This window comes from Vibrio casei, assembly GCF_002218025.2.
GTDB classification, from domain to species: domain Bacteria; phylum Pseudomonadota; class Gammaproteobacteria; order Enterobacterales; family Vibrionaceae; genus Vibrio; species Vibrio casei.
The window spans coordinates 758,439-784,073 of the sequence record NZ_AP018680.1 but is presented as its reverse complement, the minus strand read 5'-3'; the positions used below and the strand labels follow the sequence as shown (position 1 = coordinate 784,073).

24 protein-coding genes and 2 pseudogenes are annotated in these 25,635 nt (G+C 40.3%); 7 read left to right on the top strand and 19 right to left on the bottom strand.

Features of this window, described 5'->3' with window-relative positions; genetic code table 11:
• Window position 1: 1 nt before the first annotated feature.
• Window positions 2-967 carry a lipoyl synthase gene (gene lipA, locus VCASEI_RS03760; RefSeq protein WP_086961423.1) on the top strand — a complete coding sequence of 322 codons (966 nt, stop codon included), beginning with the start codon at window positions 2-4 and terminating at the stop codon, window positions 965-967.
• 186 nt (window positions 968-1,153) lie between these two features.
• Here the strand turns inward: lipA and VCASEI_RS03755 are convergent, their stop codons facing one another.
• From VCASEI_RS03755 to VCASEI_RS03725, 7 genes are all read right to left on the bottom strand, one after another.
• Window positions 1,154-2,404 (bottom strand): glutamate-5-semialdehyde dehydrogenase, encoded by a 1,251-nt coding sequence (locus tag VCASEI_RS03755; protein ID WP_089110453.1) that lies wholly within the window; start codon window positions 2,402-2,404, stop codon window positions 1,154-1,156.
• 28 nt (window positions 2,405-2,432) lie between these two features.
• Window positions 2,433-3,602 carry a glutamate 5-kinase gene (proB, locus tag VCASEI_RS03750; protein WP_086961427.1) on the bottom strand — a complete coding sequence of 390 codons (1,170 nt, stop codon included), beginning with the start codon at window positions 3,600-3,602 and terminating at the stop codon, window positions 2,433-2,435.
• A 209-nt stretch (window positions 3,603-3,811) separates the two neighbouring features.
• Complete coding sequence (crl, locus tag VCASEI_RS03745) at window positions 3,812-4,201, bottom strand: sigma factor-binding protein Crl (protein WP_374700999.1); 390 nt, start codon at window positions 4,199-4,201, stop codon at window positions 3,812-3,814.
• A gap of 87 nt (window positions 4,202-4,288) precedes the next feature.
• Complete coding sequence (frsA, locus tag VCASEI_RS03740; protein ID WP_086961431.1) at window positions 4,289-5,536, bottom strand: esterase FrsA; 1,248 nt, start codon at window positions 5,534-5,536, stop codon at window positions 4,289-4,291.
• A gap of 77 nt (window positions 5,537-5,613) precedes the next feature.
• Window positions 5,614-5,889, bottom strand: coding sequence for a GNAT family N-acetyltransferase (locus VCASEI_RS03735; protein ID WP_086961433.1), 276 nt, complete (start codon window positions 5,887-5,889; stop codon window positions 5,614-5,616).
• Window positions 5,890-6,074: 185 nt separating this feature from the next.
• Entirely contained in the window at window positions 6,075-6,539 is a 465-nt protein-coding gene (gene gpt, locus VCASEI_RS03730) for a xanthine phosphoribosyltransferase (RefSeq protein WP_086961434.1), read from the bottom strand.
• 51 nt (window positions 6,540-6,590) lie between these two features.
• Entirely contained in the window at window positions 6,591-7,886 is a 1,296-nt protein-coding gene (locus tag VCASEI_RS03725) for an NCS2 family permease (RefSeq protein ID WP_086961436.1), read from the bottom strand.
• Window positions 7,887-8,229: 343 nt separating this feature from the next.
• On the opposite strand from VCASEI_RS03725, the gene VCASEI_RS03720 reads away from it, so the two are divergent.
• On the top strand, window positions 8,230-9,702 hold the full coding sequence (locus VCASEI_RS03720) for an aminoacyl-histidine dipeptidase (RefSeq protein WP_086961438.1): 1,473 nt from the start codon (window positions 8,230-8,232) through the stop codon (window positions 9,700-9,702).
• A 67-nt stretch (window positions 9,703-9,769) separates the two neighbouring features.
• Here the strand turns inward: VCASEI_RS03720 and VCASEI_RS03715 are convergent.
• From VCASEI_RS03715 to bolA, 12 genes and pseudogenes are all read right to left on the bottom strand, one after another.
• A pseudogene (locus tag VCASEI_RS03715) lies at window positions 9,770-10,114 on the bottom strand (DinB/UmuC family translesion DNA polymerase); the annotation flags it as partial.
• A gap of 24 nt (window positions 10,115-10,138) precedes the next feature.
• A protein-coding gene (locus VCASEI_RS03710; RefSeq protein ID WP_110957763.1) for an IS3 family transposase occupies window positions 10,139-11,682 on the bottom strand; the annotation gives its coding sequence in 2 pieces (ribosomal slippage) (window positions 10,139-11,217 and window positions 11,217-11,682; 1,545 coding nt in all).
• Window positions 11,683-11,747: 65 nt separating this feature from the next.
• A pseudogene (gene dinB, locus VCASEI_RS03705) lies at window positions 11,748-12,476 on the bottom strand (DNA polymerase IV); the annotation flags it as partial.
• A gap of 158 nt (window positions 12,477-12,634) precedes the next feature.
• Window positions 12,635-12,868, bottom strand: a complete 234-nt coding sequence (gene nqrM / locus VCASEI_RS03700) for a (Na+)-NQR maturation NqrM (protein WP_086961443.1) — start codon at window positions 12,866-12,868, stop codon at window positions 12,635-12,637.
• Window positions 12,869-12,881: 13 nt separating this feature from the next.
• Entirely contained in the window at window positions 12,882-13,925 is a 1,044-nt protein-coding gene (locus VCASEI_RS03695) for an FAD:protein FMN transferase (RefSeq protein WP_086961445.1), read from the bottom strand.
• Window positions 13,926-14,063: 138 nt separating this feature from the next.
• Complete coding sequence (gene nqrF / locus VCASEI_RS03690) at window positions 14,064-15,290, bottom strand: NADH:ubiquinone reductase (Na(+)-transporting) subunit F (protein ID WP_086961447.1); 1,227 nt, start codon at window positions 15,288-15,290, stop codon at window positions 14,064-14,066.
• A 30-nt stretch (window positions 15,291-15,320) separates the two neighbouring features.
• On the bottom strand, window positions 15,321-15,917 hold the full coding sequence (nqrE, locus tag VCASEI_RS03685; RefSeq protein ID WP_086961449.1) for an NADH:ubiquinone reductase (Na(+)-transporting) subunit E: 597 nt from the start codon (window positions 15,915-15,917) through the stop codon (window positions 15,321-15,323).
• Between the two features lie 5 nt (window positions 15,918-15,922).
• Window positions 15,923-16,555: an NADH:ubiquinone reductase (Na(+)-transporting) subunit D gene (locus VCASEI_RS03680; protein WP_086961451.1), complete on the bottom strand. Its 633-nt coding sequence runs from the start codon at window positions 16,553-16,555 to the stop codon at window positions 15,923-15,925.
• Window positions 16,555-17,328 carry a Na(+)-translocating NADH-quinone reductase subunit C gene (locus VCASEI_RS03675; protein ID WP_086961452.1) on the bottom strand — a complete coding sequence of 258 codons (774 nt, stop codon included), beginning with the start codon at window positions 17,326-17,328 and terminating at the stop codon, window positions 16,555-16,557. Before VCASEI_RS03675 ends, VCASEI_RS03680 begins: the two co-directional genes overlap by 1 nt.
• Complete coding sequence (locus tag VCASEI_RS03670; RefSeq protein ID WP_086961454.1) at window positions 17,318-18,562, bottom strand: NADH:ubiquinone reductase (Na(+)-transporting) subunit B; 1,245 nt, start codon at window positions 18,560-18,562, stop codon at window positions 17,318-17,320. The genes VCASEI_RS03675 and VCASEI_RS03670 overlap by 11 nt, the downstream gene beginning before the upstream one ends.
• Window positions 18,563-18,565: 3 nt before the next feature.
• Window positions 18,566-19,906 (bottom strand): Na(+)-translocating NADH-quinone reductase subunit A, encoded by a 1,341-nt coding sequence (locus VCASEI_RS03665; RefSeq protein ID WP_086961456.1) that lies wholly within the window; start codon window positions 19,904-19,906, stop codon window positions 18,566-18,568.
• 349 nt (window positions 19,907-20,255) lie between these two features.
• Complete coding sequence (gene bolA / locus VCASEI_RS03660) at window positions 20,256-20,573, bottom strand: transcriptional regulator BolA (protein ID WP_086961458.1); 318 nt, start codon at window positions 20,571-20,573, stop codon at window positions 20,256-20,258.
• Between the two features lie 189 nt (window positions 20,574-20,762).
• Between bolA and VCASEI_RS03655 the strand changes: the two genes are divergently transcribed.
• The 5 genes from VCASEI_RS03655 to VCASEI_RS03635 all read left to right on the top strand — a co-directional run bounded on the left by VCASEI_RS03655 (window position 20,763) and on the right by VCASEI_RS03635 (window position 25,589).
• Window positions 20,763-21,917, top strand: a complete 1,155-nt coding sequence (locus VCASEI_RS03655; RefSeq protein ID WP_089110801.1) for a methyltransferase — start codon at window positions 20,763-20,765, stop codon at window positions 21,915-21,917.
• 12 nt (window positions 21,918-21,929) lie between these two features.
• Complete coding sequence (locus VCASEI_RS03650) at window positions 21,930-22,505, top strand: YajG family lipoprotein (protein WP_086961462.1); 576 nt, start codon at window positions 21,930-21,932, stop codon at window positions 22,503-22,505.
• Window positions 22,505-23,047: a peptidylprolyl isomerase gene (locus tag VCASEI_RS03645; RefSeq protein WP_086961464.1), complete on the top strand. Its 543-nt coding sequence runs from the start codon at window positions 22,505-22,507 to the stop codon at window positions 23,045-23,047. Before VCASEI_RS03650 ends, VCASEI_RS03645 begins: the two co-directional genes overlap by 1 nt.
• 113 nt (window positions 23,048-23,160) lie before the next feature.
• Window positions 23,161-24,504, top strand: coding sequence for an AmpG family muropeptide MFS transporter (locus tag VCASEI_RS03640; RefSeq protein ID WP_162621013.1), 1,344 nt, complete (start codon window positions 23,161-23,163; stop codon window positions 24,502-24,504).
• 266 nt (window positions 24,505-24,770) lie between these two features.
• Complete coding sequence (locus VCASEI_RS03635; RefSeq protein ID WP_086961705.1) at window positions 24,771-25,589, top strand: nucleoside-specific channel-forming Tsx family protein; 819 nt, start codon at window positions 24,771-24,773, stop codon at window positions 25,587-25,589.
• Window positions 25,590-25,635 lie beyond the last annotated feature (46 nt).

The following is a 25,635-nucleotide window of genomic DNA, read 5'->3' as shown; positions in this document are numbered from 1 at the left end:
TATGAGCAAACCAATTCAAATGGAACAAGGGGTTAAGTATCGTGACGCCGATAAAATGGCGTTAATCCCAACTAAAACTCTGCCGATTGAAAAGGCAGAAGTATTGCGTAAACCCGAATGGATGAAAATAAAGCTGCCTTCTGATAGCCAACGCATTCAAGAAATCAAAGCGGCAATGCGCAAAAATGATCTCCACTCGGTTTGTGAAGAAGCGTCCTGTCCAAACCTTGCGGAATGTTTTAATCACGGTACAGCTACTTTCATGATTTTAGGGGCGATTTGTACACGTCGCTGCCCATTTTGTGATGTTGCTCATGGACGCCCTAATGCTCCAGAGTCAAATGAACCAGAAAAACTTGCGCAAACCATTAAAGATATGAAGTTAAAATATGTCGTGATCACTTCTGTTGACCGAGATGATTTACGTGATGGTGGAGCTGAGCATTTTGCAAACTGCAATAAAGCTATTCGTGAACAAAATCCACACATAAAAATTGAAACACTCGTACCTGACTTCCGCGGCCGAATGGATGTGGCACTGGATCTAATGAAAGACAATCCACCAGATGTGTTCAACCACAACTTAGAAACAGCACCACGTTTATATCGCCGTGCTCGCCCAGGTGCGAATTATAAATGGTCTCTTCAATTACTTCAAAAATTCAAAGAGCAACATCCACATATCCCGACAAAATCGGGGCTGATGATGGGCCTTGGTGAAACAAAAGAAGAAATCGTTGAAGTACTCAAAGACTTGCGTGCTCATGGTGTAACGATGTTAACGTTAGGCCAATATCTAGCACCAAGCCGTCATCATTTACCAGTAGAGCGTTATGTACCACCTTCAGAGTTCGATGAGCTTAAAGACATCGCTTTAGAGCTAGGCTTTACTCACGCCGCATGTGGCCCATTTGTTCGCTCGTCATACCATGCTGATATGCAAGCGCAAGGCATCGAAATCAAGTAAATACAAATAAATTAATACAAAAAAACGGAGCCCTATAGGCTCCGTTTTTATTTTTGTGCATTTAGTCTGTAATTAATCTTCGTGTTGGATAAGAGAATCTACCGTTCACATTCATCAATTGAATTTATTGGGAATGATACGTTTATATTCTCACTTCGTTTATTATTAACGCCACATTGAGGTTAATTATGCACGAGTAAGATAATCCGCCTTCCCTACCCATTTATAGCTTGTAAGCTCTTCTAAGCCCATAGGGCCACGCGCATGAAGCTTCTGAGTAGAGACGGCAACTTCAGCGCCTAACCCAAATTGAGCGCCATCGGTAAAACGTGTGGAAGCATTAACATAAACTGCTGCTGAACCCGCTGAATTAATAAATAGCTCAGCATTGCGAATCGATTCAGTCATGATAGCATCTGAATGACTAGCATTATGTACTCGCATATGTTCAATTGCCTCGGCAATATCGCCGACGACTTTAATACCAAGCGTATAGCTCAACCATTCCGTATCAAAATCACCGTCTTGAGCATCACGTAAATTATCCGTATTGGTTAACAACGCTTTTGCTTTTGGCTCAGCCACAAATGTGACTTGTTTGCCAATTTTATCTGCAAGTAATGGCAGAAGTTGTGCCGCGACATTTTCATGAACCAATAACGTATCAAGAGAGTTACAAGCTGAAGAGCGTTGAACTTTCGAGTTTTCAACCACATCAACCGACTTTGCGATATCTGCCGTTTCATCCACAAAAATATGGCTAATACCAAACCCACCAATGATCACGGGAATGGTGCTGTTTTCTTTACACATTTTATGTAAGCCAGCACCACCGCGTGGAATGATCATATCCACATAGTCATCTAATTTAAGCAGTTGAGAAACCAATTCACGGTCTGGTTTCTCAATATATTGTACGGAAGCGGCAGGAAGCCCGGCTTTCTCTAATGCGCGTTGAATAACTTTGACCAACTCCATGTTGGAAAAAAAAGTTTCTTTTCCACCACGTAAAATACTGGCATTCCCCGTTTTTAAGCATAGAGCAGCAATATCAATCGTCACATTTGGACGTGCTTCATAAATCACGCCGACCACGCCGAGAGGAACGCGGCGGCGAGAAAGTGACATACCATTTTCAAGCATTTTACTGTCAATTTCACTGCCTACTGGGTCGTTCAAGCTGATAACGTTACGCACGTCAGCTGCAATGCCTGATAAACGTGACTCATTAAGAAGCAAACGATCGAGTAGTGCTTCTGTTAACCCCGCTTTACGCCCTAACTCAATATCCTGAGTGTTCGCCGCCAAAATAGTTTGAGCATTAGCTTCTAGCTCATCAGCAATAATACTTAACGCTTTATTTTTTTGCGCCGTGGAAGCGGTAGCTAATTGAAACGCAGCTTGTTTGGCCGCTTGTCCCATCAGTTGTAAATCCAAAATACTATCCTTTTTCTATTTATACGGCTTACTCTTGAATGACGACTAAGTCATCACGATGAATAATGGCAGAGCCATACTGATAACCAAGAGTCGCTTCAATTTCTTTGCTATGTTTACCAATGAGTTGTGCAAGTTCACTATTAGAATAACCAACGATACCTTTGGCGAGAAGCTTACCTTGCGCACTCCGAATCCTAACAACTTCTCCGCGAGTAAACGTACCTTTAATTGCGATAATACCTTTCGCAAGTAAACTGCTTCCTCGTTCAATCACCGCTTGTGAAGCCCCCTCATCAATGATGAGGTCTCCGACAGAAGCGGGACCAGCAAGAATCCAACGTTTACGATTTTCCAATGACTCTTCTAACGGTAAAAAGCGTGTCCCTTGAGGGTTATCACTTAATGTATCTACAATAACATTTGGACTGCTGCCCGCCGCTATCACGACCTCAATACCTGTTCTTCTTGCTATATCGGCTGCTTGTAATTTTGTTGCCATGCCACCGGTACCAAGAGTTGTACCACTACCACCAGCAATTTGGCGTAATGTTTCATCAATGGTTTTCACCTCTCGAATCAACTCAGCATTAGGGTCTTTACGAGGATCTGCTGTGAATAACCCCGATTGATCTGTCAGTAATAAAAGTTTATCCGCGCCGCATAAAATGCCGACCAAAGCGGATAAGTTATCATTATCTCCAACTTTTATCTCTGTTGTTGCCACGGCATCATTTTCATTCACAACAGGTACAATGCCATGCTCAATTAAAGCATTAATCGTATCTCGTGCATTTAAAAAACGTTCACGATCTTTTAAATCCGCCCGAGTCAGTAACATTTGACCAATTTTAATCCCATAAAGATCAAATAACGATTCCCAAACTTGAATTAAGCGACTTTGACCAACGGCAGCAAGGAGCTGTTTACTTGCCATTGAATTAGGCAGCGCAGGATAACCTAGATGTTCACGACCAGCTGCAATCGCACCAGAAGAAACAATAACAATATGATGCCCTTGCTCTTTTAGTTGTGCACACTGACGAACAAGATCGACCATTCTTGCTTTATTTATCTCTAGAGTACCGCTGGTTAAAACACTTGTGCCAAGTTTCACGACAATCGTTTGGGAGTTGATAGAAGATAAGGTTCTATCAATAGAGATATCACTTTGAGTTGAAGAGGCTTGAGATGACATGAGTTTCCTGTCAAAAAAATAAACGTTTAATAAACGCAGAATACGAATAAGTACCCATTGTTGTATCAATACGCACCGCATTTCACAAGCAAAAAAATAGAGTATATCGGCGATTGAGTGCAAATATACCCTATTCTTTGTATTTACTGACTTTTATTACAGAATAATAATTATCAACGAATGCATTTTAACTCAGACTAATTTTTTCATTACACTGTATCGACGGAGTTTTTATGCAAACTCAGGCTATAATCATAATGACCAGAGAGAACCTTCACGAGCTTTTCATGAAATTCTTCGAGCGTTCTTTCTACTTCTTTTTTTGCTTTAACTGACATTGCCACCTCTAACCAATCTCCCTTTTCATCATATTGACCTAAGGTATAATTGGCGACAAAGTCATTTTCAACTTTGGTTAAATCTAACCACCAGCCCCAAAACTCTCTTAATTCTGGTGACTTTTTATCGTCAACACAAACCGATAAACAATCAAACCAATATTTCCCTGCTTGACACTCCCCTTCACGTAAATAAGGGCCAATGGCTTTTAACGATGTCATTAGGCGATAGTGGGTTGGTGCAGAAGCATCTGTCATCATGGTTCTCCATAGAATATTATAATGTACTGGTAATAATCATTTCTAGATCCTCACCTACACTTATACTTAACTATTTGATAACAAATGTCACTTATTTAGCGCATCTTTTAACCAGTCCATAGAAAAATTGAGCGCTTGCTCATACCCTTGATAAATTGATGCACTTTTTAACTGCATCGCTTTACCACCTGAGCTGAAACTTGCCACACTCAAATTATCTTGTTTAGAGCCAACAGGATCACCTTCTAATCCAATTGCTAGAATAGGAACGGTTGTTTTTCGACTAGATAATAATCCTTGAGACTTCAAAGACCAAGCTCGCATCTGTTTAGAGAAACTAGGAATATCAACCGACTTTTTCCCAACCCTTGAGGCCAGAGAATCAAGATACATTTTAGGCATTTGACTAAATTTAGAGGCATCAGATAGTAACTCATGAATGGGGGCACCTAAAGTAACACAGGCTTTGATTTTATCTTGCTCGATAAAAGATAAGCGTGTCATAACATTCCCACCAAAACGAAAACCCAAAAGCCCCACTTTATAATGGTCTACCCAAGGAATATTAGGTAATTCATTTAAGATAGCCTGATGTAAGCAACTTGAATCTTCCGTTAAATTCCAATGAATATTGGCCCCGATACCAGGCATATCAACCGTTAACATGCCGATCTCATGCTTAGCTAAGTAATCTCTGAATATTCTCCACATGTCGATCTGTAAGCTATCAATTCCCGCACTGACAATAACAACAGGTAACGAACGCTCAGTGTGAGGAAGGTGTAAGTTTGCGACGATTTTTTTGTTTTTATACGGAATATTTAAAACTTTAGTCACATAAGGACTGGCTTCCATCGAATCCGAATAAGCTTTATTCGCTAATATTTGAGCTTGAACGGAAAGAGTGTCCCCTTTCAAGTGGGGGTAACTGGCGACACTAAAACACAAACTGGCAATAAACAGTTCATCAGAGGCTTCAACACCTTTAAGAGAGGCGGCTACTTTTTGGTGGTTCATACCTTGAGCCGTCCACTCGTACGACCAATTACCAGGACGATAGCCAGCGATAGTATCCAACCAATCAGGGTTATTTTGTTGATTTGAAGAGCTAGCAATACGAGCTAAAACAGACTCAATTTCAATCGGGTCAAGCCCTTGCCATATCCATTGAACGCGACGCAATGCACGATACCAAGCATTAGGTTTGCCAACTTGGTTCGAATCAAGCATCGCTTGGCTATCGGCCAAATAGGTGATCACGCTGGATGTTTCTTGAGCGTGATGATGCTTTTTAAACAATGATTCTGATAAGTTTTTACTACTGGGATCTAACATACTACTCCCCCTTACTAAGTTCTCAACCAACTCGCGGTGGCATCAATAATACAAGCCATCGTATAGGCATAAATTCATTAACCAATAAGGTGTTGCCACTGAGTATGTCGTTGTAAATATACAACAGCATAGCTACAAACTGGTTTTACTTTTTTTCCTAAATGTTCAATGTCACTCAACACGGTTTCCATTAAAATTTTCCCACAACCTCTGCCGCGAAGTGCATCGGGCACAAACGTATGAGTAATGACCAAAACATCACCTTGTATCGAATAATCTAAACGAGCCCATTGCTCAGGTGCAACTTCAACTTGGTAACGTTGTTGTTTATCATCATGTGTAAAATTTGCCATCGTTATCCCCTTTTCATTCTGCACGGTATCGGTATTAGGAGCACACCGATACCATACTCGGTTTCTATTTTGAAACAAGGGTATCATTCACCGCCTCTTACACTTGTCCGAATGTAGCCCGCAAATAAAAAAGCCTCACACAATCAAGTATGAGGCCTTAAATAACATAGTGTTACATTTGAATTTTATTTCTGCTTACGATTAACTGGTTCTTCAAATTGTAAAGTCATATCCCATGGTTGCTCAATCCATGTGTCTTGAGCTATATCCACAATATAATCATCCACTAATTCTTGCCCTGCTGGTTTTGCACACACACAAATCAATTTTGCTTTAGGGTACATTTCGCGAATATGGCGTGCAGTATCACCACTATCAACTAAATCATCGACAATAAGGAAGCCTTCGCCATCCCCTTCGATGGTTTTTAACACTTTCATTTCACGCTGGTGATCATGATCATAGCTTGAAATACAAATCGTATCGACATAACGAATGCCTAGCTCACGGGCAAGGATCGCCGCAGGGACTAAACCACCACGGCTGACTCCAACAATGCCTTTCCACTGCTCTGCTGGCATTTGTTTCGCCGCAAGTTGACGACAATACATTTGCATATTGTCCCAAGTGATAATGAACTTCTGACTCATAATATTTAACCTGCTTTGCTAATTTGTTTCTGATACTTTCGCAACTAACGATTAAGCACCAGTAAGAATAAATTTTAATAAAAAGATGATCGCTAGAATCCAGACGCCAACATGAACTTCACGGGCTTTACCACTAAGAAGCTTAATTGCTGCATAAGTCACAAACCCCATTGCAATGCCTTCAGCAATAGAAAACGTTAACGGCATTAATAAACACACAACCGCTACTGGCGCGGCTTCACTTAAGTCATCCCATTCGATATGAACAAGACCAGACAACATTAAGATCGCAACATAAAATAGCGCCCCAGTTGTCGCGTAAGCTGGAACCATTCCGGCTAATGGTGAAAAGAATAAAGCAAGTAGGAATAGAATACCAACAACGACAGCGGTTAATCCTGTACGCCCACCAACAGCGACACCTGCCGTACTTTCAACAAACGAGGTGGTATTAGACGTCCCCAATAAAGCACCAATAGAAGTTGCTGTTGAATCGGCTAATAATGCCTTATTCAAACGAGGTATTTTCCCATCTTTACCAATAAAACCAGCTTTATTCGCCACGCCGACTAATGTGCCTGCGGTATCAAATAAATCGACAAATAAGAAGGCAAAGACAACTGAAATCATACCAACATCAAAAATAGACGAGAAATCAAGCTGCATAAACGTTGGCTCAATACTCGGTGGCATTGACATAATACCGTTGTATGCAACATTACCAGCAATCACACCAATCGCGGTAATAGCAAGAATGGCAATCATGACGGCGGCTTTAAAACCACGATGAACCAATACAATCGTCAAGACAAAACCAAGCGCACCTAAAACCGCAGGCAAAGAAGTTAAATCCCCCACACCAACTAAAGTGGCAGGGTTACCGACGACAATGCCTGCGTTTTTCAAAGCAATTAATGCTAAGAACAAACCAATACCCGCAGAGATGCCTAGTCGTAATGACATTGGAATCGCATTTATAATTAATTCGCGAATTTTAAAAAGGCTAAGAAGAATAAAGAGAACACCCGAGCAAAAAACGGCGGCAAGCGCAACTTGCCATGTATGCCCCATGCCTAATACAACCGTATAAGTAAAGAAGGCATTTAACCCCATACCTGGCGCTTGAGCGATGGGATAGTTCGCGTACAATCCCATAATAAAACAACCTATTGCCGCTGCTAAACACGTCGCTACAAAGACTGAACCGTGATCCATACCTGCAGTTGCTAAGATAGCAGGATTGACAAAAATGATATAAGCCATCGTCAAAAATGTTGTTACACCGGCCAATACTTCCGTTTTTACGTTGGTACCGTGTTCCGATAACTTAAAGAACTTTTCTAACATGTTCGTATTCCTAAAATGTGCGTCGCATTGATTTTAAACGATTGCGCAATCGTTTGAATAAAAAGGCGTGTAGTTTTCCAAATTATACGAAACAAAGCAAACTGAATCTTTATCAAAACACGAATTTAAACAAGGTTTCGTTAATTTTAGAGTGTAGTAGATTAAAAAACATAATTACTCACTTATATTTAACTGAATCCAAAGTGGTAACTTGGACTGTATCAAAAGATCGCACTTTGACTGACATATCTTCTGTACATATTATCCTTCAGGTTGCATTATTCTAGCTATAAGAAAAAATTATGAAGTTTCTACTGCTCACCACCTTCTCTAGGAGTCATTTGTGTCTAAATTTCACTCTGAAATAAGCCAGCTTTCCCCACAACCTGTTTGGCAATTTTTCGATAAAATATGTTCTTTTCCTCACCCATCAAAACATGAAGAAGCATTAGCTCAATACATTGTTGAATGGGCAAAATCACAAAATCTTCCAGTTAAACGCGATGAAGCCGGTAATGTTTTTATCACTAAACCAGCAACCCTTGGGATGGAAAATAAAAAGAAAGTCGTTTTACAGGCCCATATTGATATGGTCCCTCAAAAAAATGAAGATACTGTTCATGATTTTGCCAAAGATCCTATCCAGCCTTATATTGATGGCGACTGGGTCACTGCAAAAGGAACGACCTTAGGTGCCGACAACGGCATGGGTATGGCGTCTTGTTTAGCGGTTCTTGCTTCAACAGAAATTAAACACGGCCCATTAGAAGTTCTCCTTACTATTGATGAAGAAGCCGGTATGACCGGCGCTTTTGCGCTACAACAAGGTTGGTTAGAAGCTGATATTCTTTTAAACACGGATTCAGAACAAGAAGGCGAGATTTACATGGGATGCGCCGGTGGCGTAAATGCTTCTATCATTTTTGATATAGAACGAGAAAGCATACCAAATAATCACACCATCCTAAAACTTGCGGTGAAAGGATTTAAGGGTGGCCATTCAGGATGTGATATTCATACAGGTCGAGGTAATGCAAATAAATTCTTAGGCCGCTTTCTTGCAAGCCATACTACATCCCTTGAGCTACGTGTTATCGAATTCCAAGGCGGTAGTTTACGTAATGCTATTCCACGCGAAGCATTCGTTACCGTTGCCGTACCAACAGAAAACCTTCAACAACTTCATCATGCTTTTGAAAATTTCACCGCTTTGGTTCAGCAGGAACTAGGACAGGTTGAAACCGGATTAACCAGCCTAATATCAGAATCTTCCAGTCAATTTTCAGCTTTGTCTCTTCACATTCAACAACGTTTTATATCCGCACTAAATGCATGCCCTAATGGTGTAATTCGTATGGATGATAATATTGAAGGCGTGGTTGAAACCTCTTTAAATGTTGGTGTCATTACCACTGAAGAGAATCAAATTACTATTTTATGTCTCGTTCGTTCATTGATCGATTCTGGCCGTGAAATGGTAGAAGGTACCTTAGCCTCTTTAGCCTCTCTTGCTAATGCAAAAATTCAATTTGATGGCGCTTATCCAGGATGGAAACCTGACCCAGATTCCGAAATCATGCACATATTCCGTGATGTCTATGAAGGCATTTATGGACAAAAGCCGAATATAATGGTGATTCATGCTGGTCTTGAATGTGGCCTATTTAAGAAGCCATACCCCAATATGGATATGATTTCATTCGGTCCTACTATTAAGTTTCCACATTCTCCAGATGAAAAAGTATTGATTGAAAGTGTTGGACTATATTGGGAACAAATGATTGCTATCTTGGAAAACATTCCAGAAAAAGCGTAACGTTTCTCTGTTGGTGTCTCTCATTTTTCGAATTTTACCCGACCAACGAGAGACACTTCTTCATTATTCATAACAGACGCAATTGCCGATCAAGATCAGAAGGTTTTAGCATTACATTTAAACCTAATAAACGTATCTCTCGCCCTTTTTGCCTCGTCAGTATATCTTCTAACATCGGTTTAAAATCCGTAATATTGAACACTTGAAAAGTATGCTCTATCGTTGTCTGCTGAAAGTCAGCAAATTTAATTTTAATACCTTGTTTAATGATAGCCTTTACAGGAGAAGCTTTTAATAATCGTTGCTCTAATTCAGGAAAAAGAACCGTTTCAATCACCTCCCAACATTGATCAAAACTGGATATATTCTCACTGAATGTACGTTCAACACCGACAGACTTACGGTGTTTGTCAAACTAGTTGTCGCGATCACTACGTTATGCACTCTCAGCCTTGACACTATTTTGTTCAGGGTTTAAGTACACTTCTTTTGGTAAATCCCAATTACGGATATTACCGCTCCAGCGCTCAGGGTGAGCATCTTTAGCACCTTGATAAACTTCTTTTCTATTAGCCAATATGTCACCCGCTAATCCTGAATGCCTTTGATGTGGGCTGACGTATTTGATGCCACTATGTTTGTGGTTAAAATTATACCAGTGGCTAAATTTCAACACCCAACTACGCGCCTCATCAATTGTTGAAAACCCTTTATACGGATAGTCAGGGCGATATTTACACGTTTTAAATATCGACTCAGCATAAGCATTATCATTGCTCACCCTAGGACGATTAAAAGACGACACGACACCTAAACTATAAAGTGTTTCAAGCATTGATGAGCCTTTCATTGGGCTTCCATTATCCGAATGCAGTACCAGAGGATTATCTTTAACTCCTTCTTTTAAATGAGCTTTCTTAATTAATATTGATGCATTTTCTGCTGATTCGTCATCATGAATTTCCCATCCAACAATCTTTCGACTAAATATATCGAGTATCAAATATAAATAAAAATGCAGCCCTTTAGCGGGGCCTGGTAACCAAGTAATATCCCAACACCACACTTGGTTTGGCCCTGTAGCACAGTGTGTCGTCGGTACTTTTCTCTCTTTTATCTGACTACGTCCGCGAGCGTTTTGCTGTTTTTCTTCATGAAGAACACGATAATATGTTGATTCAGAAGCAAGATAAATACCCTCATCTGCTAATGTAGGGACGATTTGGCTTGGTGGTAAGCTCTTAAAATCATCGCTATTAACGATGGCTAATATGTTATCTCTCTCTGCTTTTGATAGCTTATTTTTTGGCTCAGGGCGCTGAGATATTGGTCTACCATCTGTTTTTATGTTCCCGTCAACAGTCCAACGTTGATACGTCCGGACACTGATCCCAAGTTCACGGCAAGCTTTAAACTTTGGCGCACCAGAACTCACAGCTTCATTAACTAGTTTAACTGCTTGAATGCGAGCTGAGTCGAGGATCATTCGTCCTCGGCTTCCCCCCAGATCGCATTTGCTTTTTTTCTTAACACCAATAGTGCTGCGGTTTCAGCGAGTGCCTTATCTTTTCGACGTAGCTCCTTTTCTAATTGATTGATCTGTTTTTTATCTTTCTTTGTTTCGGTGGAGAAGGCTTTTTCTTGCTCTTTAACGTTAGCGTTTGCATCTATACACGCATTTCGCCAAGCCGATACTTGTTCCACATAAAGACCTTTGCCTCGGCAATATTCCGCTAACTCAGCTTGATTTAAAGAGGCTGTTTCCAACACGACTGAGAATTTATTTGCTGATGACCACTGCTCAGCATTCTTTCCATCACCTGGCACTAAATGCCCCTTATCAATTGCTTGTTTTCGCCAATTATACAAGGTTGATTCACCAATCCCCATCTCGATTGATAATTGGGCTATTGCTATATTATTTGGAGGCATCATCTTCTGAAGAGCCGACTCTTTGCTTTGCGCTGAATAATGTTTCATTGTTACTCCACGCCCTCTGTTTAATGGTTGAATATTAAGCGCGACAACTAGTCTGACAGAGAGGGCTTACGGCACCGTTCAACTACGATTTCTCTATCATCAATACCATGACTTTTCTTCCATAACGACGCCCCCATTCGTCCAAACTGACGCAGTAAATTGACGTAATTGGATTGTCGAATATCTAAACAAGTATAAAAACCAGCATGATGCAGTTTTTCAATGCTCACCTTCCCAACTCCAGGGATTTTTTCCAATGGCAATTTATCGATCACCTCTTGCACTTCCGATGGCGTAATGACAGCTAATCCATTTGGTTTATTGAGATCCGATGCTATTTTGGCTAGAAACTTTAACGGTGCCACACCAGCAGATGCCGTGAGGTTAAGCTCTTTTTCAATATCTTGTCGAATGGCCTGTGCAATTAAGGTTGCTGAACCATGATGCAATTGGCTTCCAGTAACATCGAGAAAAGCTTCATCGAAAGATAACGGTTCAATAATAGAAGTATAACGAGAAAATATTTCGCGTATTTGTATTGATATAGCTTTATATACAGCCATTCGACCCGGTACGAGAACCAAATTAGGACAAAGCTGATAAGCTTTTGTTGTCGGCATAGCAGAGCGCACCCCAAACTCCCGGGCGCGGTAATTACAAGTACTAATGACTCCACGCTGTTTGCTATTTCCACCGACGGCTAAGGCAACATTCTTATATTCAGGAAAGTCTCTCATCTCAACCGCGGCAAAAAAACAGTCCATATCAACATGGATAATTTTTCGTTCACTCATAACTGCTTTTAACTGTATAAAAAAACAGTATTAATAATAGTGTTATTTCACTTTTATGCAATGAAAAGGTGGTGAATAAAGATGAATGAACAAAAAAACGCACAGATAAAAATCGGTGCGTTTAGTAAAATCACATATTAATAATGTCTACATTTAGACTACATGATGCGCTTATCATCCCACTCAGCCAGTTTCTGAGCACGCAACGCCTCTCTTGCTTCACGTTTTTTGCGAGCATCACAAGGCTCAGGACAATTGCAGACTTTATCCACACCAACCGCACCTAGCCCACCACAGCTTCCTTTTACAACTTTCTTTTGGAAGATATAACCAACAGACATCGCTGCGATTACTGCTAAAAAAACTAAAAATGTAATACCATAAGTTGCCATTATGCACCTCGCGTTATTGTTTCTCTTTCAAATACGGTTTAAAGGCATTTGAACTGTATTCTTTAAACCCATCTTTTGTTTTAACAATATACAAAACAGGGATGTTATGTTTATTAGCAACACGCAGTCCATCGCTTTCACCTAATACCATCAATCCAGTTGATAGACCATCTGCAGTCATACACGAAGGGTTCAAAACCGTTACTGACACCACTTTATTATTAATAGGATTGCCAGTTTTAGGGTTAATAATGTGAGAATAACGAACACCATCTTCTTCAAAGTAATTACGGTAATCCCCGGAAGTGGCAATAGCCATGTCTCCCGGCTCAATAATATTCTCGACTGAACGTTGGTTCACAACCGGTTTTTCTACCGCGATACGCCATGCAACACCATCTCGGTTTTTGCCTTTAACACGAATTTCGCCACCCACTTCAACCATATAATTATTGATACCAACCGACTCTAAGTAATCAGCCACTTCATCAGTACCTCGACCTTTCGCAATGCTAGAAAGATCAACATAAAGCTCTGGAATATCCTTAATTAAAGCATTGCCTGTTTCACTTAAATGCTCAATCCCTGTGATAGTTCGTCGTTCTTCCAACTTTTCGGCACTAGGTATAACATCAGGGCGGTCTTCAGGGCCAAAGCCCCATAAGTTCACAATAGGACCAACCGTGACGTCCATTGCACCTTCTGTTAGCTTATTGATACGTAAAGCTTCACGCACGACAGTCGCTGTATCAGCTGAAACGGTGAAAGGTGTATTATCTCGATGCTGATTAAAGCGGCTTAATTCAGAGTCAGGTCGATATGTCGACATCTCATCATTCACCTTCTCTAATACCGCATTAATATCTTTTTGTATTTCTTCAACTTTCGGCTGCCCTTTCGCTGAAATATACTTAACATTATAACCAGTCCCCATTGTCGGACCAGATAAATGCACTTGTTCTGCTGGTTTTGAACAACCCGCTAAGACGACCAGTGACACAACAACTAAAAAGAAAGTTTTAACTCGCTTAGCAAGGTGAATAGTGCTTAATTTCACTTGCTGACTCCTTAACCGTAAGTAAAAATAATTAGTAATAAATGATAAGACCAATCATCTCATCGTTTTATTACTAATGACTTTAAAAAAGAATGGCTGACTCAGTAAGTCAGCCATTTTAATCAAAAGCTTAGCGAATTAGCCGCCGAAATCATCCAATAGAATGTTTTCATCTTCCACACCAAGATCTTTCAGCAAACCAATAACAGCTGCATTCATCATTGGTGGACCACACATGTAGTATTCACAATCTTCTGGAGCTTCATGATCTCTCAAGTAGCTTTCATAAAGAACGTTGTGAATGAAGCCTGTTTTTCCTTCCCAATTATCTTCAGGAAGTGGATCAGACAGTGCGCAATGCCATTCAAAGTTATCATTTTCTGCTGCAAGCCCATCGAAATCTTCAACATAGAACATTTCACGCTTAGAACGAGCACCGTACCAAAAACTGATCTTACGCTGAGACTTAAGACGCTTAAGTTGGTCGAAGATATGTGAACGCATTGGAGCCATACCAGCACCACCACCCACAAAGACCATTTCTGCATCAGTATCTTTCGCGAAGAATTCACCAAATGGTCCTGAAATCGTACACTTATCACCCGCTTTAAGTGACCAAATGTAAGAAGACATAATTCCCGGCGGAACATCAGGATTATTAGGTGGCGGCGTAGCAATACGCACGTTCAACATAATAATGCCTTCTTCTTCTGGGTAATTCGCCATTGAGTATGCGCGAATAGTTTCTTCTTCCACTTTTGACTCATAGCGGAATAAGTTAAATTTATTCCAGTCTTCACGATATTCCTCAGGAACATCAAAATCAGAATATTTAATATGGTGAGCTGGCGCTTCAATTTGAATATAACCACCAGCACGGAAAGGTACAGATTCACCATCAGGGATCGCAATTTTAAATTCTTTGATGAAGGTCGCTTTATTATCGTTAGAGATAACCTCACATTCCCACTTTTTCACACCAAAGATTTCTTCAGGCAATTCAATTTCCATGTCAGTTTTCACGTTAACTTGACAAGCTAAACGTTCACCATCACGAGCTTCACCTTTAGAAATGTGATCCAATTCTGTTGGTAAAATATCACCACCACCAGACTTGATTTTTACACGACACTGACCACAAGAACCACCGCCACCACAAGCTGAAGACACAAAAATGCCAGAACTTGATAGTGCACCTAGTAGCTTGCTACCCGCGCTTGTAATAATGGCTTTCTCAGGATCGCCATTAACAGAAATCGTAATATCACCCTCTGGAACCAGCTTAGATTTAGCAAATAAAATTACCAAAACTAAAGCAAGAACGATCAGAGTAAACATCACGACGCCAAGAAGAATAATGTCCATTGACTATTCCTTATTTATTGGGCGTTTACCCTACAGTTGAATACCAGAGAAAGACATAAAGCCTAACGCCATTAAACCAGCGGTGATGAAAGTGATACCAAGGCCACGAAGACCCGGAGGCACATCTGAATATTTCATCTTTTCGCGAATACCCGCAAGAGCAACAATGGCCAACATCCAACCAACACCAGACCCGAAGCCATATACAATTGATTCTGTGAAGTTATAGTCACGTTGAACCATGAACGACACGCCACCAAAGATGGCACAGTTAACTGTAATCAACGGAAGGAAGATACCTAACGCATTGTACAAAGGTGGGAAAAAGCGATCTAGCACCATTTCCAAAATCTGCACTAATGCGGCAATAACACCGATGAAAGTAATGAAATTAAGGAAGCTTAAATCCACACCTTGAACCAATGCATCTTCTTTCAGTACATAGGTATAAACCAAGTTATTAATTGGCACTGACAGTGTTAATACAACAACAACTGCAACCCCAAGACCGATTGAAGTTTTTACTTTCTTCGATACTGCCAAAAACGTACACATGCCTAAAAAGAATGACAGTGCCATGTTTTCAATAAAAATCGAACGAACTAGTAAGCTAATATAATGTTCCACGTCTATTACTCCTTCGCTTCTACTTGTTCAGGTTTAAAGGTTCGGATTACCCAAATTAAGAAACCGATCAGGAAGAACGCAGACGGTGCTAATAGCATTAGGCCATTTGGTTGGTACCATCCACCATCAGATGTTAATGGTAGAACTTGCATTCCGAAAAGACGGCCAGAGCCAAGTAACTCACGGAAAAAACCAACGACAATAAGCACAAAACCATAACCTAAGCCATTGACAATACCATCAACAAAAGATGGAATTGGTGGTGACTTCATCGCAAAAGCTTCAGCTCGTCCCATTACGATACAGTTGGTAATAATCAAACCAACGAAAACAGATAACTGTTTGGATATATCGTAAAAATAAGCGCGTAACACTTGGTCTACAACGATTACTAGTGATGCAATAATTGCCATCTGCACGATGATACGAACACTACTAGGAATGTTATTACGCATCAAAGAGACAAAGAAGTTAGAGAATGCCGTAACAAACATTACTGCTAATGTCATTACAAATGCGGTTTCTAACTTTGTGGTCACTGCCAGTGCAGAACAAACGCCCAGCACTTGCAGTGCGATAGGGTTATTGTCAACAACAGGAGCAATAACCGTTTTCTTAAATTCTTTTATGCTAGCCATTAGTTAAGTTCTCCTGCACGTACTTTTGCAAGGAATGGTCCGTAACCCATGTCGCCCAACCAGAAATCAAATTGGTGTTGAACACCATTACTCGTTAATGTTGCGCCTGATAGACCATCAACACCATGCTCAGAACCTGCTGGTGCACCACCTTTAACGACTTTGATAGCAGGTTTGTTATTCTCATCGTATAACTTTTTACCTACAAATTGAGCTTTCCATTTAGGGTTCTCAACTTCACCACCAAGTCCAGGAGTTTCACCTTGTTCATAGTAAGTAATACCATTTACCGTATTACCATCTGTTTGCACAGCAACAAATGCATACATCATTGACCACAAGCCAGTACCATTGATCTGAATGATAACTTCTTTCACTGTTTCGCCTTCTTTCACAAGGTATACAAGCCCCTTGTTTGGACGACGTAACACTTTAGCGATATCTTGTTCAGCGGTAAGCTTGATCGATTGGTTTGGATCTTTAGATGCGGCGCGCATGTCATATTTACTTGCATCACCTTCAACAAATTCACCCGTTGAAAAGTCGATCAAACGAGGTTCAATACTTTCTTTGTAGATAGATTGAATCTCTTCTGGGCTTTTCGCATCAAAACCTGCCACTGCAACGATGTTACTTTGAACATCAAGTTTAGCATTTGCGACTTGTTTTGGTTTCAAAAGAACGGCGGCTGTTGATACTACGATTGAACACACTAGGCTCAACGCAACAACAATAATCAGCGTTCTTTTAGTGCTATCGTTATTATTTGCCATAGCGAGCTAATCTCCTTTTGACGTTTTTCTCAACGACAAAGTAATCGAACAATGGTGCGAATAGATTTGCGAATAAAATCGCTAACATCATACCTTCAGGGTACGCAGGGTTAACTACTCGAATTAATACACACATTGTACCGATCAGGATACCGTACCACCACTTACCTTTATTCGTAAACGAGGCAGAGACTGGATCGGTTGCCATGAAAATCATACCAAAAGCAAAACCACCTAAGACAAGGTGCCAGTACCAAGGCATTGCAAACATTGCATTTGTATCAGAACCGATTAAGTTGAATATGGTTGCCACAGCAGCCATACCGATCATGACACCAGCAATAATTCTCCATGATGCAATACGCATATAGACAATCATCAAACCACCGATGATCAAGGCCAAAGTTGACACTTCACCCATTGAACCAGGAATGTTACCGATAAATGCATCCATCCAAGAAATTGAATGACCTGTCACCGTATTCACTAATGAACCATGACCACCTTGAGCCCACTGACTAAGCGCTGTCGCACCAGAGAAACCATCAGCAGCAGTCCACACAGCATCACCAGAAATTTGTGCTGGATAGGCAAAGAATAAGAAAGCACGGCCTGCTAGAGCAGGGTTCAAGAAGTTACGTCCGGTACCACCAAAGATTTCTTTCGCAACAACAACACCGAAAGTAATACCTAGAGCAGCTTGCCATAGTGGTAATGTTGGCGGCACAATAAGCGCAAACAAAATTGAAGTAACGAAGAAACCTTCATTGACTTCATGCTTACGGATCATACAGAACAATACTTCCCAGAAACCACCGACAAGGAAAACCGTGGCGTAAATAGGTAAGAAGTAAGTAGCTCCAAGCAGCATCATACTGCCCCAACCAGCCTCTGCACCCAAGGTGCCACCTAACATTTCAGTAAACCAATAATGCCAATCACCAGAAATGATTGAAGCAAGTTGGTCGCCTGAATATAAGTGATTTAAAGCAACTACGGCTTGATGACCAGTATTATACATACCCCAAAACATCGCTGGGAATACAGCTAGCCATACCATGATCATGATACGTTTTAAGTCAACGCTATCACGAACATGAGATGTGCGTTTTGTTACCGTACCAGGAGTATACAAAAGCGTTGCAGCTGCTTCGTATAGAGCAAACCAACGCTCGTGTTTCCCGCCAGGTTCAAAATGCGGTTCAATATCTTCTATAAATTTCTTAAGGCCCATGAATTACCCTTCCTTCTCGATCTTGTCTAGGCAATCGCGAAGTAAATCGCCATATTCATATTTACCAGGACATACAAAGGTACATAATGCCAAATCTTCTTCAGATAGCTCTAAAACGCCTAAACGTTGAGCGCTGTCCGAATCCCCTGCACACAAATCACGAAGTAATAGTGTAGGCTCGATATCTAAAGGCATCACACGCTCATAGTTACCAATTGGTACCATTGAACGGTCGCTACCATTTGTTGTCGTTGTCATGTTAAATACACGACTAGGGAATAAATGGCTCAAGAAAGAACGAGTAATAGAAAACTTGTGAGAACCAGGCATTGCCCAGCCAAATAATTCTTTTTCACGACCTTCATGAAGAGCAGAAACCTGCACATGATAACGACCAAGGTAAGCATGTGGACCCGAAGCATAAGTACCGGTTAAAACTGAACCAGAAATAACACGAACTTCACCAGGTAACACTTCACCATCAGTCAATTCTTCTAGGTTAGCGCCAACACAAGTACGAACCAAACGAGGTTCTTTTACTGCAGGTCCCGCTAGAGAAACCACACGATCAGTGTAAATTTCACCTGTTAAGAATAACTTACCAAATGCGATAACATCTTGATAATTAAGATGCCATGCTACGTTTTCTAAATTGACAGGATACAAATAATGCATATGCGTACCGGCCAAACCTGCTGGATGCACACCGGCAAAAACATGCTCTTCAACATTAGATTGCGAAGATGTTGGTAGTGTCCCAGAAGCTTTACAAACGTAGACTTTACCATTGGTGAGTATCGATAAAACATCTAACCCAGCGGTAAACGCTTCAGATTCTTGATTAATAATCACCTCAGGATCCGCAGCGAGTGGATTGGTATCCATTGCTGTCACAAAAATCGCTTGGGTGGTCGATTCGATTGCTGGTACCTTGCTAAACGGACGAGTACGCAAAGCGGTCCACATACCTGACTCAACAAGCTGTGTCTTGACTATTTCACGGTCAAGCTTTGCTAGTTGTTCGGCTGTGTAGTTTTCAAAGAGCACTTGGTCATTGCCTGTTACTTCAATCACTACAGATTGAAGTACACGCTTAGCACCACGATTCACTTCGATAACTTTACCGTTTGCTGGTGAAGTGTACTTCACGCCAGGATTCTTTTTATCGACAAAAAGAACTTGACCTTTTTTCACTTCATCATCAACGCGGACATGCATGGTTGGACGCATACCCACATACTCTTCGCCAAGCAAGGCGACTGTTTTGATGGACTTGCCATCATTAATCACCTGAGCAGGAACTCCAGCAATAGGAAGATCCAAGCCCTTTTTTATTGTAATCATACGCACTTGCACTACTTTATTTTAGGAAATAAGATTCTTTTAATTGAGTAACTTAAAGACACGACTTTTTAGTGTTCGACACCGATTTCATTGGATAAACCAGCGTCGCAACATTCATATAAAAAGGCTTAATGTTATCCATAAGCGCTTCTAGGTGGCATATTCTAACACTTTTTATGAACGGCTTGCCATTGTGATTGATGCTATTCGCTCATTTTTTGCCACTAAGCTAGAGTAATTAAATACAAAAAATTCATATCTTTGAGGCGCTCCACAATTATATAAAATCACTTATACTGACTTCAGGCTGACAAAACAAGCCAAAAGTCATTGTTATTAGTGAGGATAACTATGCGGAGTTTTTTTCACCGCCAGCACAATTAGGTGATGCCGGCGCACCATCGCGCAATTCATGCCATTCAGATTCTGTATATGTATGGATAGCTAAGGCATGTATGTGGTTTTCTAATTCATCAGCCAACGAATGATTCACTGATCGATGTCTTGCTAATAATTTCTGCCCTTCAAACTGCTCACTAACAATAACAACTTTAAAGTGACTTTCTGAACCAGGCGCCACATTATGCATGTAGCTTTCATTCGTCACTTGTAAGTAAATAGGGCTAAAAGAGGCATTCAGCTTTCTTTCTATCACTTCTTGAATCATGATTTTTCCTTCCATTGTTTACATCAGCTTTTTCTAAATAAAGAGATAGATGATAAAGGACTATCAGTATAGATACTGTTTCCGAATGTAAATATGACATTCAGTCAACACGAGCCTTTAGAGTTTTCACTATCTTGTTCACATACCTTCTGCCACAATATATCGATGACGAAACACTAAAGATAGAGTATGAAAACAGAATTAACATTACAGGATAAGCAACTCACCCTTCTTCGATTTCCAAAACTCTCTAACGAGATTTTACAAGCATGGGATGCTGGTGATGAATATATTATCAATCACATTACCGAAATGGGGTTACCTTCAGGAAAAAACATTCTGATCTTAAATGATAATTTTGGGGCTCTTTCTTGTTGGTTTTCCGAATCTCATCACGTCACTATGATGAGCGATTCTTTTATCTCACATAAAGGTACACTAAAAAATCTACAGCGTAATCAATGCCCTAAAGTTCAATTTCTCACCTGTTTAGATGCGATCCCAAAAAATATTGATCTTGTGTTGATGCAAATCCCAAAGAGTAATCGCTTACTTACCTGGCAGCTATATAAAATAAGAGAATCTCTACCAGAAAACTGTCCGATTATTGCTGTCAATAAAGCCAAAGAAATTCACACATCCACTTTAAACCTATTTGAAAAACACCTAGGTACAACGACAACTTCTTTGGCATGGAAAAAACATCGCTTAGTGTTTTCAACACCAAACTGTCAACCTATTATCCCCGTTCCAGCCGAATGTGAATGGCCTGTCGATGGTGAAAATATTATATTATCGAATTACGCTAATGTTTACTCTGGTGAAAACTTAGATCTCGGCGCTCGCTTTATGTTGCAACATATCCCTATTGATGAAGAACTACGCCACATTATTGATCTTGGTTGTGGTAATGGTGTGTTATCTATTAAAGCGGGTCAATTAAACCCTCAAGCACGTATCACTAGTATCGATGAGAGTTTTATGGCGGTTGCCTCTGCGAAAAAAAACCTTGAGCGTAATTTAGGCTCTGAACGTAATATTCAAGTCATTGCCAATAACTGCTTAGATGGAATGAAGGACAATAGCTCTTACTTAGTGCTTTGTAATCCTCCTTTTCATCAAAATAACACCATTACTGATCATATCGCTTGGCAAATGTTCTGTGATGCAAAAGATGCATTGAACCATGACGGCAAATTACTTGTCGTAGGTAACCGTCATTTAGAATACATAACCAAACTTTCACGCTTATTTGGACAAGAACAAGTTACTGTTATCGCTGAAAATGATAAATTTGTCATCTTAGAAGCTGTGAAAAATAATGATTTAAAAAATGGACAATAAGGACATCAATAAATGAAAAAACTCATTATGCTCATTACCGCTCTTACTTTAACCGCCTGTGCCAGCGTATCTCAAGACGATTTGATAAATTTAACACCATCTTCAACGCTCAGTTCAAGTAAGGTTGTCGATGGGTTAACCTTTACATTAACGAGCCAAGATGTTCGTAATGCACAATTTATTGCGATAATCAAAGATGGTGATCAAGAACAAGTTCAGCCTCTTCATGCGAAACAAAATGTACGTAAAGCTTATGAAGCGGCCGTTTATCAGCAATTCTTCTCTCAAGGCTTTACCATTACTAAAAACAGCAATAATATCATTAACGTACAAATCATTAATGCCATTGCTACCATTAATCAAGAACCGGTCAAATACTCTATCGATGGAAAGGTGACATTAAAAATCACCGCTGAAACACCGAATGGTAAGTTTGTAAAAACCTATACCGGTACCGGAAACAAATCAGGGTCTTTCAACGCAGATAAAACCAATATTGAAGAAGTCATTAACCGCGTTTCAAGCCGTGTATTAACCAGCATTGCGAAAGACCCAGAACTGACTAACTATATGAAAGGTAATTTTTAATGAAGAAGATTTTATTCTCTCTTTTAATGCTATTCAGTGCCTCAAGCTTTGCAGCCAAGCAGGTAGAATTTGAAACGACAGTGGGTAATTTCACAGTTGAACTGAATGAACAATTGGCCCCTATCAGCGTTGCCAACTTCATCAAATACGTCAATGATGGCAGCTATGTAGGCACTCAATTTCACCGCGTGATCCCTGGTTTCATGGCCCAAGGCGGTGGGTTTGATAAAGATATGGTTGAGCGTTCATCTTATTCCCCAATACGTAATGAAGCGGCCAATGGATTAGAAAACCTTACCACCACCATTGCAATGGCAAGAACCAGTAATCCAAACTCAGCGACTCGTCAGTTTTTCATTAATTTAAAAGATAATGACTTTTTGAACTACTCACGAAATTCTGCTGGTTACGCCGTATTTGGTAAAGTTATCAAAGGCTTTGATGCAATCCAAGCCATGGCGCAAAAACCAACTCATAACCTCGGTATGATGCAAGATGTGCCTGTCACACCGATCATGATAACCAAAGCAACACTCAAGTAACTAAACCTATTCAAGCTATTAAGCCACTGTTATTTAAAGAAACGACATCTAATTCGTTTATTTAAACCACACGGTGGCTTACATTTTTCATGCAAAAATACCAAGGAGTATCCATGGCCTCTATGACGTGGAAGGCAACCATACAAACCTATTTAGACAAACGTTTATTATGGGTATTCATGTTAGGTTGTTCAAGTGGCTTTCCTTGGGTATTAATTGGCTCGAACATGTCGGGCTGGCTCACCGATGCTGGTTTAACGCGCTCAGCTATTGGTTACTTCGGTGCCGTATTTGCCGTCTATGCAATCAACTTTCTCTGGGCACCATTGGTTGATCGCGTAAAATTACCGTTACTGCATATTTGGCTAGGACAACGCCGCAGTTGGATCTTTTTATGTCAGTCCATTATGTTGGTGTGTTCTTTCTTTTTATCTGGACTCAATCCAACCGAAAACCTCATTCTAATTTCAGCAATTGCACTGACTATATCAACCGCTTCTGCTACCCAAGATATAGCCATAGACGCGTTTAGGATCGACTCATTTCCCAAAAGTAATAACAGTAAATTGCCTCAAGCTTCTGCCATGGCTGTGATTGGTTGGTGGACAGGCTATTCACTCCCCGGCTACCTCGCTTTTTCTAATGCGGATGCCTACGGATGGAATAATGTGTATTACGGTATGACATTAGTTATTGTTTTATTAATGCTATTCACCGTGCTAACTGGTGAACCCGTCACTCAAAGGGATGAATTACAGCAACAAGCAGAAAAACGCCATGAAAAAGTCGTCAATTCAAGAGTCCTAGCCTGGCTTTCTGTTACCGTCATCGAACCCTTTTTAGACTTCTTTCGGCGTAATGGAGTACAAGTCGCAATAACATTATTACTGTTCGTGTTTCTCTTTAAGATTGGTGAAGCTTTTCTTGGAAGAATGTCTATTGTTTTCTATAAAGAAGTCGGATTCAGCAACGAACAAATAGGTGAATACTCTAAACTCATCGGTTGGGGAGCGACAATGGTATTTACATTTGTTGGCAGTATGTTCAATGTTCGGTTTGGTATTATAAAAGGATTAATGATTGGTGGTATTGCCATGGCCAGCAGTAATTTAATGTTTGCTTGGATTGCCTCTGTCGGGCCAAATGAACATTTACTTCTTGCCACAGTGTTAGTTGATAATTTCACCACCGCTTTCTCAACCGTCGCTTTTGTTTCTTTTCTTACCGTATTAACTGGACAAGCATTTTCTGCCACACAATACGCTTTACTCGCCTCACTCGGTAATTTTGGACGAACAACATTATCTTCCTTTAGCGGGGAATTAGTGGATCATCTCAACAGTTGGCCTCTCTTTTTCATTATTACTGCAATAATGGTGGTCCCAAGCTTAATTATGTTGTATTCGCTTCGCCATTATTTCAACGATCTACTCGAGAAAGCTCGTAGCCAAAAATAACCGTTTAAAGCTAATTGAATATGAAACACTCTAGGCAAGCGATTACCTCACGTATTTCCGTTTAAAAGATAAACGCTGTGCAGCTTCTGTCTTGTAGTTCCATTTCAATATTCATTATCGTGACAAAGCTCACAATAAATTTATGGGATTGCAGCTTTTATCACTTACAAATGAGAACGAAACATATATTATCAGCGCCACTTAAAGAAACCGCACCATGTATGGGTGCAAATACAACCTTTACTGATAATAGAGAGAGCCCACTCATGCGTAAAACACTTTTAGCTCTTAGTCTTGTTGCTGCTTCAGCGCCAGTTTTAGCAGCGGACTATTCAGATGACGTTCATAAGAATGATTACAAATGGCTACAATTTAATCTTATGTACTCTTTAGATGAGAAACCAGCTTCTTCTGAAGCAACAAAGGATGGTCATGACTATTTAGAGATGGAATTTGGCGGCCGCTCTGGAATCTTCGATCTTTATGGTTACGTTGATATTTTCAACCTAACAAGCTCTGATGATCAAGATAAGTCAAACTCTGCAGATAAAATGTTCATGAAGTTTGCTCCTCGTATGTCTATCGATGGCTTAACGGGTAAAGATCTTTCATTTGGTCCAGTCCAAGAACTCTATGTTGCAACCTTATTTAACTGGGGTGGTAATAATGGTGGTGTAAACAACTCATTTTACGGTCTAGGCTCAGATATCAACGTGCCTTGGTTAGGCAAAGTTGGCTTGAATGTTTATGCTTTATACGACATTAACAATAAAGATTGGAATGGTTATCAGATCTCAACTAACTGGTTCAAACCTTTCTTGAACTTCAGCAACGGTTCTTTCCTTTCTTACCAAGGTTACATCGATTACCAATTTGGTATGAAAGATGAATATGCATCAGCTAGTAATGGTGGCGTAATGTTTAACGGTATTTACTGGCACAGTGAGCGCTTTGCGGTTGGTTACGGTTTAAAATTATACAAAGATGTTTACGGCCTTAAAGACGGTTCAGCGACTGGTTTTGATGGCGGAACTTGGGAATCAACAGGTGTTTCTCACTACTTTGACGTAACTTACAAATTCTAATCTAACGCTAATTAAGTCGTTAAACATTATATTATTAATAGCGCAG